Here is a 14,220-nt window from a genome sequence, read left to right as displayed (position 1 = left end):
TTTTACCCATCCTTTTTCCTTTTTTGCCCATTAGGCATATTTTAGAGCCTACTTCCTAATTATAACAGGCAAGAGCCTGTACTTCAATCCTTTCCTCTTAGAGATTGCCGACCAGTCGCAGCCAATTCTCCTGATTGGTAAACACATATTCAGCACTTAATAGCTCATGCAGTTTGTACCTGACAGCAAATTCATTCGCGCCGCTTTCCGGAGTTCTCTCCAGGCGCAAACTCCAGTTTCGCCCTATATCCTGGGTCATCCAGACTTTAGCCTGGCCATGGGCAAAATTGTACCTGAAACCCGCCGTCGTTTGGCTGCTTAATCGGTGACCCCAACCGGGCTCAAACTCCCAGGTTACCGAACTTGGTAAAAAGCTCACTTCGAGAAAGGCTTCATCCTTTTTATTGAGAAATACACCGGCATGCAGTTTAGCTGAAGTATTATCCTGTAAACGTCCTATATCCAGATTGCCTTCAAGACTTATCCGGTATTTTGTCGTCTCAGCCTGCAATATAACCTGGGTATCCTCGCCGGGATTAATAACGGGAGTAATCGTCACCCCGTAACGCTTCACTAAGGGTTGACGCTCAGCATAGGAAGAGATTGTATTTGTGAAATAATCCCGGTGCCGCTCTAAGAAGGCAACCGGTAAGCCGCGCATGACTGCCACCTCTTTTTCCACAACCGGCTTTGCTTCCAACAGCAAAAGCTGAGGAATGGTGTGCGAGCGAAAAGAAACATTAACAGCTTGCACTGTGGCGCCCGCCGGAATGAGGGACAATTTAACCACCGTGCGTTGTCCGGCAATGATATCCAGATTAGCTTTAAATTCCGGCAACTGGTCGGCCAGGATTTCCCGGATTACACTTTTGGAAACCCCCCCGGCCCAATCTACCGCATCCACCGGCAGCCCAATCAGTACATCATTAATCTTTTCTTCAATGCTACCCATATCCTGTTTAATAATATCGGTCAATTCAGGCGACAAACGGCCAAAGTCGATCTCCAGCGCCACATCCTGAACAACATCTCCCCAGGGCGTGACATTAACGGCAATGTGCGTTGTAGGTCCCGGGGAAATACTTACCCGCTCCACAGAGTAGCCAACCAGCACTCTGTCAAATATTTCCTTAATCAACTGGCTGTAAGATTGGCTGTTGGTTTCCAAATCTGTTACTGAGCGTCCCAGGAACATTTGCTCACCCACCGTGGCGACACTTGCCGACATACGTTTGACAATCCGAACCGGCGGAGGTTTTACAGCCGTTATACTGACAGTTATTGCTGCAACTTCATCTTGAGTTGATTGGGCAGCGTAGGCATGAGATGCCGGAACACTCATAAAAAATGAAGCAACGGCTAAAATCCAAATAACCTTCATAATCTTTATAATCTTCATAATCTTGGCAACCTTCGCAAATGCTGAAGAATATAACATGCTGTAAGAAATTACACCTCCTTGCCTGTGGCAAGAGTCAGGCCAAAGACCTGACTCTAAAGAAATGCTGTTCTTTTCCTGCAAGTTCTGGAAAGGTTAGAATTGGCCGCCAAAACTAAAATGAGCTCTACCGCCTTCGCTTCCTTTGGCATAGTCAATGCGAACCGGTCCAATCGGCGTAACCAGGCGAATGCCGACGCCGACACTGCCCTTAAGATCGTCCAACTTGTACCCTTCCCCATCCCAAGCATTACCAATATCGGTGAAAAACGCTCCCTGAACTTTGCTGACAAGCGGGAAACGGTATTCAACGGAAGCAGCCAGCATTTTGTCGCCTTTATACTCGTCATCTTTATAACCGCGCAGAGTATCAGGTCCGCCGACGGCAAACTTACCGGCTTCCGGCATGTTGCCGTCAGCATAGCCGGCCATTACCCGCGCGGCAAGAACATGGTCATGACCAAGGCTGCGGTATTGACGGGCATCCAAAGTATATTTATTGAATTTAAAATCTCCACCCAGGCCGGCAAATTCAGAAGATAAAGATACCCGCCGGCCTTCAGTTGGATTCATATAATTGTCGCGGGAGTCAAACACTCTTGTCAGGGTAATGCTGCGGGTCAGGCCGAAGTTATCATCTAGATATTGTTGGTGTTGCGGCGTTCCATCGGAATAATTCTCCGCCCCTTCCACATATTCTACATGAGAGTCGTGGCGATTTTTGAAAGTAATATAGTTTTGTACATATTCGCCCTGAGGCCGGCCCAGCGTAATGTCAAATCCCCGGCGATTCTTATCGTAGGTGGATTGCAAATCGCCGCCGTCATAGTAGTCGCTGTACCGGTTGGTCATATTGTACACGCTGAATCCCAGTGACGTTTGCTTGCTGTCAAGCCACGGACGGGTATAACTAACCTCATAGTTTTTGTTGCTGGTGCCGCCAAACTCCCAGTGGAGTTTAACCTTGTCCCCGGTACCGCGGAAATTGTTGTCGCCAAGCTCGATGATACCAATCATTCCATCAGCCTCGCTGTAGCCGCCGCCAATGGAGAAGGTACCGGTCTTTTGCTCAACCACGCTGGTCTCTACAACAACTGCATTGGGTTCCTGACCCGGGTTTAACTTCATGTTTACATCTTCAAAGTACCCCAGGTTATGCACTTTTTGCATACTTCGCTGGGCATCCTTGACATTAAAAGGTTGTCCAACCTGGAGTTTTGTCATTTCCCGGGTGATTACGCCGGTTTTGGTCTTTTCGTTGCCTTTTACCACAATACCTTCAAGCCTGCCCTCGTTGACGGTCAGAGTCAGCACGCCTCCCGGGCTCATGGATACGTCGCTTACTTTAGCCAGTATATATCCCTGATCATGATAGTATTGTTCAATGGAACGAATATTGGTATCTACCGTCCTGGTATTCACTATGGAACCCTTATTGACAGTGATCATTCCCTTGATTTTGTCTGCAGAAACTTTTGTTGCGCCTTGGACGACAACGTCATTTAGCTGTGGATTTTCCATTACCGTATAAATTACTTTAATTCCTTCCGGGACTTCAGAAAAGTTGGCAACTACGTCAAAAAAATAACCAAGATCATAAATAGACTGCAAATCCTGCTTAATTTTATCTGCAGTTATCGTGTCCCCAGGCTTTAGCTGGACAACTCCCATAATTGTGCTTTCAGCCACCTGGTTGCTGCCTGTTACCTGTATAGCAGTTGCCGTTTTGCCGGTAATGTCCACCGCACTTGCCTGCAGTACGGCAAAAACAAGACTGAAGCTGATAATGGCTGCGAATAATACATATTTAGAACCCTTAAAAGCCTTCATCTATTACCTCCTTTATCTTCTTAAGCAGTATTTACAAGCCGCGTAATGACTTGCCCGCAGACCTGACAAGTTTCTGCATCTCTTCGGAGGATAAGCGAACTTCTTGTTCCTCGGCAGCTTGGGAGGCAGAAATCGCTTTCTCCGGTACGGCAGGCGCAGAAACCGGTTCTACTGTCTCATTTTGGACCGGCTTAGTCAAAATTTGACGGGCTGGCTGATTGGAAACAGGCGCTGCCGGCTCCGGTGTAATTACCACCAGCGGCTTTAGCGCAGTATCAGCCGGCTGACTTTGGTCAACCACCACTACCGGGGCTGGTTCACTCGGCTTCGGCAGCTCCTGAACCAGCCTAAAGCTGGCGCCAAAGCCAAAAGCGATTACCGTTGCGGCCAAACCTAAAGCCAATCCATGGGATAGAAGCGGGTATTTAAATCGCCAATGCTTAGAACGGTTAACTTCACGGGCATGCTGCAGTTCAGCCTGAGCTAAAAACAAATTAAGTTCACCGCGAACATCCCGTTCTCCTTCAAAAGCCCGTTCGGCTTGGGAAAGCCACCGCCGCGCCGAGCTGAGATGTCGGTTAATTCGATCTTTGCATCCCGTCATATTTATCACCCCTATTATAAACACATTACTATAATCATGGGAAGGGGCCAAATTCTGGTCCTCCACAACAATCGAAAAACAGGTAAATTCACGCATCTAAAGCAAATTGCTAAATATTAATCGACAAATCCACTTGTTTTCTCGTGTTTTTTAGTACTATGCTCTTTTATCCTCTTTTCCATGTGTGTTTTAAAAAACACGCTACCTCAATTTAAAGAGGCTGATTTAAAATGCTCAGATGCTAGGCGCGACGAGGACGTGAGCGGAACAGTACAGAGAAGTACGTGAAGCGAACGCCCGCAGGAGCAACGAAGCAGATGGGTGTTTTAAATCAGCCTCTCTACCAGCTGCCCATCAGCCGGGCTAGCATACCCCGCAAACGGCGGATTCCCTGCTTTTGCAGACGGTAAATATGGGAAACGCTCATATCCATATTTACCGCCAGTTCTTTGGGCTCAGTTTCATCCAGATACATACCGCTTAATACCAGCTGTTCCTTCACCGGTAAACGTCCCATTGCATGCTTCAGCTGTTCCACCAGATAACTCTGTTCGGCTTGCGCTGCAACCTCGGCCGAAGCATCAACCAACAGGTCGCCGAAAGTTCCCGAGTCATCGGCCTCGCCGGCAGCCAGCGGACTTTCCATATGCACCAGGGCCGGACTCTTTTCTTTATTGAGATAATTGAGAATACGCCCCCGGATACGGTGGGTGGCATATAGACTGAAAGCTACCCCCCGGGTATGGTCATAATTTTCCACCGCTTCAATAAGACCCACTGTTCCTTCCTGGACAAGATCCATGAGAACGGACTCCTCAAGGCGCCAGCGCATAGCAACTTTAAAGACCAACGGCTGGTAGCTTTCAATGAGCCGCCGCCGTGCATCCAAATCATCAGTATCCTTAAACGCCTGCCAGAGAGCCTGTTCCTCCTCGCCAGCAAGCAGCTTGACGTTTTTCAGTTCACCCAGATATTGATTGAGAGTCATGGTAATCATCCTTTCAAAAGCGGCGGGGTAAAAATGTTAAAAAAGCTGTTAAAAATTAAACCGCGTTTCTATGGTATACAACCCGTTGTTGGCTCCCCCAAAATTGCCGCCAACACTTATCCGTTTGTTTAGTTCATAACGGAAGGAAATGTTCTGAGTCTTTTGATCAATTCCCAGCGTATAGCTGATGAGCAGTTTGTCGGTCAGATATTTGCCGATTTCCAGATTATAGCCGGCAAATTCCGGGGACTGTGTACTCCTGCTTGTTTGATTGCGTTGATTGCGGACATCAAACATGGAAGCCCGCACAATTTGGAATTCATCAACGCCTAAAATATTACGAACGGCATTTTCGGTTTCGGCGATAAACTGCATTTGCAAACCGGCATCCAGCAGGCTAATCAGTTGATCCCGCCCCAAAACGGAGTCGACACTGCCGTTAGAAGTTCTTTGTCCTGTAAAATAACTGCCTCTTAATGTTAATAAGGAGAGAATTTCCTCCTGGCTCATTGCCGGTTCCGATGTCAGTCCCAGGTTCATAGCACTGACAGGGCCATTGATATCCAGATTAATTACTGTGCTTGCCAGCCGGTTTTCCGCATGCAGCTTAATCACCGGCTCAATGCCGCGATAGGGTGAAAACTCAGCTGAGCCGGTTTTAATATTAAACCGGTTGGTTAAATACCGTACCGAACCGTTCCTGGCCGTAATCCTGCCGGTTGCATTCGGCCGGCCGACAGTGCCGCCAAGATGAAGCGAACCTTCGGCAAAAAAATCGTACAAATAGGCATTATACATGTGCGTTCTTTGCCCCAGCTCGATATCAAGATCAAGGGCAATATCAATATCGGCAGAGGTAGTTTCCGGTAGGGCAGGAATGTTAACGGTGGTATTGTTAAGCTCCAGCCGGCCTTGAAGCGTCGGCTTGCCGGCTTTGTCCGTTAAAGATAAGGCGCCATTAACCGGACCTTGGTAGTACTTATGGCGAATACCGAGTTTATCGATATTCATAGCTAAATTATAATTGGTCAACGACAAACCGTCAATGTATGCCGTACCAGTCAGTTGGTAGGACCCCCCACCCATCTGGCCGTCGCAGGCCTTGATATTTATTTTATCACCTTCAAAGCGAATATCAACCCCTAGTTTCCGGAAAGGTTCGGCTAAGGAAGCCAATTTAAGTGTGCCGTCACTCACGGTAATTTTGCCGTCAAGCGTGGGTTGAGCCAGTGTTCCGCCTATTACCAGTTCCCCGGCAGTCGGTCCGGCAGCCCAGGACACTTCTTTTGTTAACAGCGGCAGAATGCTTAAATCGGCATTGTCAAGATGGATGGCCAGATTCATGGAATCTCTTATATCTGCCTGCTTACGCCCTTTACTGTTAAGCGCCTTCAAGGGTATTTCGCCGTAAGCGCTTGCTTTATAAGGACCTTTGGCAATATATAACTGATTCACATGGATGCTGCCGCTATTATATAGGAATAATCCGTACAAATGGTCGAACTGGGCATTAACAACGCCACCGTCGCTGATATCAAGGGACAGAGCAACGCGCGGATCCTTGGTGGCCCCTGTTGCCTGAGCGGTAAAACTTACTTTGCCATAGGGTTGCACCGTTGTGTCAAAAAGGGCCGAAAACAGGCCCGCATCCACATTCTTGCCGCCTACTTCCATATTAATTTCACCGTTGACATCAGCTGTGCCGCGGGCGGCAATGATACCGTCGCCGGACTGTTTGGCCGTAAATTGATTGATAGTAACCACATGATCGGCGAGTGATGCATCCAGATCCACCGTCGTCAGCGCATAGTTTTTGATTCTGCCTTCTCTGATCTTGCCAAGCAACTGAATACTGGGATTGCTGAAAGTTCCTCCCAGTAAAATATCTCCGTCAAGAAAACCGCTCACGCCCCTGTCGGGCTGATTGGCAAGGGCCAGCAAGCCGGCAACATTGCCGCTCTCGGCGGTAATTCTGCCGAACATCCTGCCGCTCCTGGTATCTACCGAGCCGGTAAAATTGAACTTGCCCGCCCCATGGTCAACTTGTAAGTGATACAGGTCCAGCAAACCGGCATTATACTGAAACTGGGCGTTAATATTGGTCAGTACTTGCCCATTTGCTTTTATGAAAGATGACATCATATTGCCGGTGAATACCGGGCTGGCAGCAGTTCCGGTTACCGCCCCGTTCAAATTGGCCATACCGGCAACAGGATAAGGATATTGGATGCCTAAGCGGGTAATGTCGATATCGCGGGCAGCTACGTTCAAGCTTAGCTCGTTGTTGCTGCCGACCGTACCTGACAGAGTAATTCTGCTGTCTAAAGACCGGATGGCTAACTCGGGAATATAAATCATACCGTTGCGCCGCTGATAAGTTCCCTGGGCTTCAGCAATCAACTGCCCGTTAAAGCTGCCTTCGGTAAGTTTAACTCTGCCTGCTAATGAAACATCGGCAAGGGGACCGGTAATAAGCAGCTCATGGTCTAAATTGCCGGTAATACGTTGATCTGTAGCAAAAATTTGCGCTAACTTTTCGGCTCTGACATTTGTCGTGATAAGCTTGAGGTTAACATTTTTCATTCCTGTAAGCTCAATACTGCCGCTCAATTCGTTTTGGCCAACGCCATCAACCAGCACCATATTCCGGATGACAATTTGTTCCGGCGATAACTTGACTTGACCGTTAGCCTGGCCAAAATTCTGGTCCTGTACCGCCATATCGTTTATCGTCAGGGAAGCTTCAGCTTCCGGACGCGCCAGCGTTCCGGCCACGCTGGCTGTAAAATCGGCAGTCCCCGCCAGCTTAATATTATTAGGAACTGTAAGAGGCAACTTTCCAACATCAACACTGAAACCGTCAACAGCAAAATTAATATTGCCGCCGGCTAAATCGGCCTTGCCGGAAGAGGAAATAAGGCCTCCCGCCGGCAAGGCCATACTGGCCTGGGTAATAGTAAGCAAGCCGCCGGTTTGTTCAAAAGCACCGTAAAACTTATCGAAAGGCATGCCGGCAACGCTGCCTTCACTGACAGAAACTTGCCCGCTCATGGAAGCCTGGGTCAAGTTTGTTCCCTGACCGCTGGCATAAATTTCAACCGCAGTCCGACCGCTTAACGCCGGCAGATCGCTCCCTGCCAATAATTCCGCGCTGTTAAGCCCTTGCCCCCGCAAACTAATCTGGTAGTGCTGATTGTCAACATGATAATTGCCGGAAAAAGCTATATCGCCGCCCAGTACATTTGCTGCAGCATTCTCAACGCCCACTACGCCATTGTCATAGTGAAGCTTTGCCTTGGCATTCCTGATGGAATACCGGTCATAACTGCTGTCGGCCAACTGGATTGCAGCGTCAACAACCGGATTATCCGGCACGCCGCGGATGGATGATTCAAATTTGACGGCGCCGGTCAGGGGAAAACCGCTGATAACCGTTGCAAAGTCAAAACCGGGCGAATTGGCTGTGATGTCGAGGACAGGCTGTTCCCCGCCTAAGGCCACCTGGCCTTGCAGGCTTACCGGCTGGCCGGCCACCAGCGCCTTTGTCCCTAATATGTAAACGTGTTCAGACGTAAACGTTATCAATCCGTTTACCTGCGTAACATCTTTCCCATAAACTTCCGCCGCCAGGTCGGTAAGTCTAAACTCCCCGGCGTACGCAAAATTTTTCCCGTCATAATTGACGGCGACATCCATATTGGTAAGACTGCCGCCGGCAAAGCGAACCTTGACCTCTGCCGGCAATATGGTCTGATAATTAGCCGGATTCAGCTTATCGGCCTGTAAGGCGGCCGATAAGCGCCCGTTTTTGAGGTTGGCCGTTCCGGACGTTCTATAGTTGGTAATATCATTCATAAAGGCAAGAGAAAAACCGGTTGCGTCCGCTCTGGCAAAGTCAACGGTTCCCGCAAGCTGCGTAAGGTCCCACTGGCCTTGAGGAGTTGTTATCGATATAATCCCTTCCTGCAGTTGTACCTTACCGGTGAAATCAGCGGCGCTTTCATCCTTCGTCCGGGATATGTCGGCAATATTCCATGTGCCGTTGACATATTCAGTGAGAAAAAAATGCGGGCGGGTCACGTTGATTTCATTTATGGCGCTCACCGGCGCTTTGCCGGTAAAAATACTGAACAAACTATAATTCACTGTCAGTTGTTCAATCTGAGCCAGGATCTGACCCTGTTTGTCGTAAATTGTAATATTGGCGGCTGAAGCTGCATTAAGACCGCTTACAGCCAGCTGATCAATGGAAACAGGCAGGCCGAAGGCCTTGGAAAGCTCAGCGGCGATTGTTTCCTTTGCTTCATTCAGAACGGTATGGCTTTTTACTGTCCACCACCAGGCGGCACCGGTAGTCAATATAATTAACGTTAATGTTACAATTAACGCCGTGACCTTAGTTCGCATGTTCTGCCCCCAAGCCTTTTTGCTATATTGTAAGAAAGGATCTGTTTAGGACGGCAAAGGACAGCCTTATTAACGCTTCGACACTGCCGCCTCCGCTTATAATAAGGCTGTCCTTTGCCTGCCGGTCGTCCAAAAGATGCGTTAGCGTTTTTCTTGTTTTTCTTACTGTCAGGTTATTTTATAATTTAGCGTCTATAAGTAGTTCGACGCTGCCGGGGCTTCTTCCTGTTACATATATCTGGAATTTAATTCTGTCCGGAAAAGAAATAAAAAAAGATCGTTCCCTCGGCGACGAGACAAACGATCTTTTTCCATAGCAGCGGCGGCAAGCCCAGCCTGTATTACTTTACAGCTGTGCCAATGGCTTTTTCCAGTTTCGCCCGGTTTGAATTATAGTCATAGAGAGCCTGGACATAATTGGTCTTGGCATTGGTCAGGGCTACCTGGGAATCAATAACATCCAGGTTGGTACCCACACCGGCGCTATAACGGACCTGGGCAATTTTAAAGTCTTCCTCGGCTTTGGTTACGGCAACGGAACTGGTATCAATCCGCTTTTCGGCTTCCAGCATATTGAGATACGCTTCCCGGACTTCCAGCTGGATTCCGTCTTTAGCCTGGCGAGCCTGTTCGGTTGCTCTGACCAGCGCCGCATCCGCCCCCTTAACCTGGGATTTGGTAAGATTTGAATCAAACACATTAAGACTTGTGACTACTGCCACTGACCAGGTATTATTATCGGCTCCGGGGAACTCGTCGTTATACCACCCGGAATTGGCGTTCAATGACACCTGCGGCTTATTGCCGCTGGCCGCAATATCAATGTCCTTCCTGGCCATCGCCACGTTGGTATCGGCCTGGGTGGCTTCCGGTCTATTGGCAAGAGCTATCTGAACGCAATCTTCCAGACTCTTCCCAAACTTTTCATATTTCAGTTCATCTTTTACCGCAAGTTGCGTGTCCAGGGGCAACCCCATTACATTATTGCTGCTGGCCATTGCCAAATCATAGTTATTTTGGGCTTTAATCAGATTTTGTTCGGCATTGGCTTTTTCTACTTCCGAGCGCAAAACATCAGACTTGGCGACAGTTCCTGCCCCATATTGGGCCTGCACATTTTTGAGGTGGGCGTCCAGTTGGTCTACTGATTCCTGATTTAGTTTGACCAGGTTGCGGGTTTGCAGCAAATTATAGTATGAGGTGGTGGCGTCCAACTTTATTTGCTGCTTGGCTTGCTCCACCCCCAGGCCATAATACTCAACCCCAAGTTTGGCTTTGTCAATATTACCTTCGACTCTGCCGCCGGTATAGAGCGGCAAAGCCAGAGTGGCCTGATTCTTGTAATAAAAGTCTACGTATGCTATTCCTGTAGTGCTGCTAATTTCTCTGATGCGGGAATCCGTATGAGAAAAGCTTAGGGTTGGCCCTTTCCCTGCCTTGGCTTGATTCAAACTCCAGCCGGCTTTCGTTAAATCTGCTTCCGCCATTTTTATCGACGGATTATTTTTAAGGGCCAGGGCAACTGAATCGTCTAAAGTCAATTCCATGGGTGCGGCGGCGACTGTAAATACTATGGTGTTTGCTATCATAAAGCCGCTAGCCAATGTAATCATTACACGTTTCCTCAGATTCTTCTTAAACATATCTAGCATGGACAAGTTTGACCTCCTTGGCATGTCATACTGACTCGGCAGTCAGGTACATTATAATTATATTTCCAAATATCGTAAGTGTCAATATAGGTTCACGTTAACATTCTGTTATCTTGAGACTGCTTATAAACGCCCATCTGCTTCGTTGCTCCTGCGGGCCCGGTCTGATAATGCTGGCTGTTCTTACTAAGTGAGCCGTTTCGCACAAACAGCGTTTCCATGGCGACGATCTCTTACGTACCGCTATGTACGCCGCGCTGCGCGTCCTCGTTGCGCCTCGCATATGAACGTTTCTAAGCAGTCTCTCTTGAGAGGTTAGAAAACCTTCCGCAGGCCAAAATACGTCATGCGATCATCCTTTCCAGTGGTTTTATCGGCTTGGCCAATGAGAAAAGTATGCGGCGACAGCCGGTATTGGGTCCTTAACTTGAATCTTAGATCATTGGGATCATATAAATCCAGTGATATTTTGATCTGACTATTTAACGCGGCATCTATACCGACACCTGCCTTACTATCTATGACACCCAGCCGCTGACTCCAGCTTGAACTTCCTTTACCAACCTGAAAATTAAATTTATCATTCTCCCCGATATCGTTTACGCCAATAACGGCAAAATCATTCGGGGTGAAGCTGATTCTAACGTCGCCGTTGCTCTGGTATCTCCCCTGGGAAGAGTTGTATAAAACTTCCACGCCTGTTTCCGCCTTGACCGCCCCTCCCGGAGTAAGCATCCGGTTAGCTTTGGCAGAGGCTTCGCGAGCATTCTTAAGGGTTTCTTTAACGTCCTTTGCGGTTTGGGGATCAGTGACAACCCCCTCCAATGCGGCGGCCATCTTTTCAATTCGATTGCTTGTCATTTGGAGATTGTGGATTGTCATTTTTAGATCATTGGCAGTCTGCCCGTTGTTATCAACGCTGGCAAGCATTTGATCCAACCTTGCGGTTACATCCCGCAGACTGCCGGACATGGATTTCAGATCGGATACCATGTCATTTAACTGTCCCTCGTTGGTTTCCGCCAATCGGGCCAATACTGCACTCATACGGTTAAAATTGGCAGTCATTTCCTGGGCGTTGAAAGCAGTTTCCCGCCAGGCTGCTTTTACCTTTTCGTCAGATAAAACATCATTTAAAGATCTGACTAACGCTTGAACCTCAGCCAGTGTTTGATTACCAGCTACCATTAGCTCATCCAGGCCCTGGGTATTTTGACCGGTTACCTCTGAGTTGGGAGACAAAAAGCCTTTGGTTTCCAGCGGCGGCGATATGTTTATGAACTTCTCGCCCAATAACCCGTCAGCTCCGATGGTGAATACAGCGCCGCTGGGAACTTTTACTCCCGGATTCAACATAAGTTTTGCTTTCACGCCATTTGGCAGGATTTCCACCGCTTGGACCTTACCGACGTCCACCCCGGCATAGCGCACCAGATTTCCCGGCTTTAAGCCGTTGACCTGGCTGAACACGGCATAAACCGGATACCCTTTTTCGCCAATGCTGATCCCGCCCAGAAATAGGATCATCACTGCCAGCAATACCAAGCCGGTCAGGGTTATGGCGCCTACCTTGGCCTCAGTGTTCATGATTTTGTCCTCCCCTTGTCCGTGTACCCAACAATTCCGGCGATAAATTTGGCTACAACCGGATTGGTACTTGCTTTGATCTCTTCCAATGTGCCCATTGCGATGATGCTTCCTTTATAAATCATGGCAATCCGGTCAGCTATATAAAAGGCGCTGGCCATGTCATGAGTTACAACAACGGAAGTGGCGCCAATAACCCGGCGGGTATTCAGGATGAGACGGTTAATGGTGGCCGACATGATGGGATCCAAGCCGGAAGTAGGTTCATCATATAATACGATATGAGGGTCAGCGGCAATCGCCCTGGCCAGACTAACCCGTTTTTTCATGCCGCCGGACAATTCACTGGGCATAGCGCGCTCTTGGCCGGAGAGCCCCACCATGCGGAGCTTGCGCCGTACAACCTGCCGGATTTCCTGTTCCGTTAAGGTAGTATGCTGCCTAAGGCCAAAGGCAACATTTTCTCCCACTGTCATGGAATCAAACAAAGCTGAGTATTGAAAAACCATGCCCATCTCCAAACGTATTTGGTTGAGATGATCTTCGTCCATGGCGGTGATTTCACGGTCATGGATCCACACCTCACCGGCGGTTGGCTTTAAGAGCCCGATCATGAGCCGCAGCAGGGTACTCTTGCCGGAGCCGCTGGGCCCGATAATCACCATGATCTCGCCTTGTTTGACACTAAGATTAATGTCTTTCAATATCTGTTTGCCATGAAATGTCATATTTACATTTACAAGGTTGATCATTAAAGCACCCCGATCAAGTATTCAGGATTCAGAATTCAGAATTCTCGCTCTCTCATTCTGACTCCTGAATTCTGACTTCTGAATACTACCTATACAACAATACCGACAGAAAGTAGTTGCTGACAAATATCAGTATGATGGAGAAAACGACCGAGCCGGTGGTGGCATGGCCGACTCCTTCCGCTCCTTCCGTGGTTGTCAACCCTTTATGGCAGCCGATAAGCGCCACAATCGCACCGAAAAAGGTGGCTTTTATAAGTCCGCCTGTCACATCATGGGGTATGGCAAATATTTTAATGGAATTCATAAAAGTAAAAGAATTAATACCGGAATATAAGGTGGCAATCATGTAACCGCCTATGGTACCAATAATATCGGCAAACACAACCAGCAGCGGAACCATGATCATACAGGCCACTAAGCGCGGCACAACCAAATAGGCTATGGGGTTTACAGCCATGACCCTTAAGGCGTCAATTTGCTCCGTAACTTTCATTGATCCGATCTCAGCCGTGATAGCAGCCCCGACCCGCCCGGCAACAACGACTCCCGTCAGAACGGGGGATAGTTCCCGGCCCATAGCGATTGCCACCAGCCCCCCGACTGAAGACTGGGCGCCGTATTTAATAAATTCGTGGGCCGTCTGAATGGTCAGCACCATGCCGGTAAACAACATGGTTAGCAGCACAATGGGTAATGAATCCACCCCTAAATGAGCCATCTGGCGAATTAAATGCCTGCCATTCACCTGGGGCAAATGGTAAATAGTCTGAACGGTTAAAATGCATAACTGCCCGATGGTTTCTAAAACCATCAGCACCTGTGCACCGATCCGGCTGAGAAAATGCTGCAGCATGACGGGTATACCCCTCTTTGTGTCAGGATGAGGTCAATAGTTTTCGCTGTATTACTATTCAATATTGGCGATTAATTCCCTGCTTTTCTTATGTCAATTTTATTTG

At 48.4% G+C, this 14,220-nt stretch carries 9 protein-coding genes; all 9 read right to left on the bottom strand.

The features are described from left to right. Positions 1-97: 97 nt before the first annotated feature. Positions 98-1,381, bottom strand: a complete 1,284-nt coding sequence (locus tag MAMMFC1_RS11005) for a hypothetical protein (protein WP_232035415.1) — start codon at positions 1,379-1,381, stop codon at positions 98-100. A 153-nt stretch (positions 1,382-1,534) separates the two neighbouring features. Further along, the gene (locus MAMMFC1_RS11000; RefSeq protein WP_126308556.1) at positions 1,535-3,268 is read right to left on the bottom strand and encodes a BamA/OMP85 family outer membrane protein; all 1,734 of its coding nucleotides are present in this window, start codon (positions 3,266-3,268) and stop codon (positions 1,535-1,537) included. Between the two features lie 31 nt (positions 3,269-3,299). After that, positions 3,300-3,872 (bottom strand): hypothetical protein, encoded by a 573-nt coding sequence (locus MAMMFC1_RS10995; protein ID WP_126308555.1) that lies wholly within the window; start codon positions 3,870-3,872, stop codon positions 3,300-3,302. 340 nt (positions 3,873-4,212) lie between these two features. Next, positions 4,213-4,860 carry a sigma-70 family RNA polymerase sigma factor gene (locus MAMMFC1_RS10985; RefSeq protein ID WP_126308554.1) on the bottom strand — a complete coding sequence of 216 codons (648 nt, stop codon included), beginning with the start codon at positions 4,858-4,860 and terminating at the stop codon, positions 4,213-4,215. 48 nt (positions 4,861-4,908) lie between these two features. Further along, positions 4,909-9,267, bottom strand: coding sequence for a translocation/assembly module TamB domain-containing protein (locus MAMMFC1_RS10980; protein WP_126308553.1), 4,359 nt, complete (start codon positions 9,265-9,267; stop codon positions 4,909-4,911). A gap of 341 nt (positions 9,268-9,608) precedes the next feature. After that, a complete protein-coding gene (locus MAMMFC1_RS10975) occupies positions 9,609-10,919 on the bottom strand; it encodes a TolC family protein (RefSeq protein WP_324332332.1) in 1,311 nt (436 codons plus the stop codon). Between the two features lie 315 nt (positions 10,920-11,234). After that, on the bottom strand, positions 11,235-12,506 hold the full coding sequence (locus MAMMFC1_RS10970; RefSeq protein ID WP_126308552.1) for an MlaD family protein: 1,272 nt from the start codon (positions 12,504-12,506) through the stop codon (positions 11,235-11,237). Further along, positions 12,503-13,258, bottom strand: coding sequence for an ABC transporter ATP-binding protein (locus MAMMFC1_RS10965; protein ID WP_126308551.1), 756 nt, complete (start codon positions 13,256-13,258; stop codon positions 12,503-12,505). The genes MAMMFC1_RS10970 and MAMMFC1_RS10965 overlap by 4 nt, the downstream gene beginning before the upstream one ends. An 85-nt stretch (positions 13,259-13,343) precedes the next feature. Beyond that, the gene (locus MAMMFC1_RS10960; protein WP_126308550.1) at positions 13,344-14,114 is read right to left on the bottom strand and encodes an MlaE family ABC transporter permease; all 771 of its coding nucleotides are present in this window, start codon (positions 14,112-14,114) and stop codon (positions 13,344-13,346) included. Positions 14,115-14,220: the final 106 nt, after the last annotated feature.

It is taken from the genome of Methylomusa anaerophila, assembly GCF_003966895.1.
Lineage (GTDB): Bacteria > Bacillota > Negativicutes > Sporomusales > Sporomusaceae > Methylomusa > Methylomusa anaerophila.
This window is presented reverse-complemented; position numbering and strand designations above follow the sequence as displayed.

Excerpts from the sequence above, each read along its gene's own strand:
- MAMMFC1_RS10985 (WP_126308554.1), bottom strand. The coding sequence starts at position 4,860 with ATGACTCTCAATCAATATCTGGGTGAACTGAAAAACGTCAAGCTGCTT.
- MAMMFC1_RS10975 (WP_324332332.1), bottom strand. The coding sequence starts at position 10,919 with ATGCTAGATATGTTTAAGAAGAATCTGAGGAAACGTGTAATGATTACA.
- MAMMFC1_RS10970 (WP_126308552.1), bottom strand. The coding sequence starts at position 12,506 with ATGAACACTGAGGCCAAGGTAGGCGCCATAACCCTGACCGGCTTGGTA.
- MAMMFC1_RS10980 (WP_126308553.1), bottom strand. The coding sequence starts at position 9,267 with ATGCGAACTAAGGTCACGGCGTTAATTGTAACATTAACGTTAATTATA.
- MAMMFC1_RS10960 (WP_126308550.1), bottom strand. The coding sequence starts at position 14,114 with ATGCTGCAGCATTTTCTCAGCCGGATCGGTGCACAGGTGCTGATGGTT.
- MAMMFC1_RS11000 (WP_126308556.1), bottom strand. The coding sequence starts at position 3,268 with ATGAAGGCTTTTAAGGGTTCTAAATATGTATTATTCGCAGCCATTATC.
- MAMMFC1_RS10995 (WP_126308555.1), bottom strand. The coding sequence starts at position 3,872 with ATGACGGGATGCAAAGATCGAATTAACCGACATCTCAGCTCGGCGCGG.
- MAMMFC1_RS10965 (WP_126308551.1), bottom strand. The coding sequence starts at position 13,258 with ATGATCAACCTTGTAAATGTAAATATGACATTTCATGGCAAACAGATA.
- MAMMFC1_RS11005 (WP_232035415.1), bottom strand. The coding sequence starts at position 1,381 with ATGAAGGTTATTTGGATTTTAGCCGTTGCTTCATTTTTTATGAGTGTT.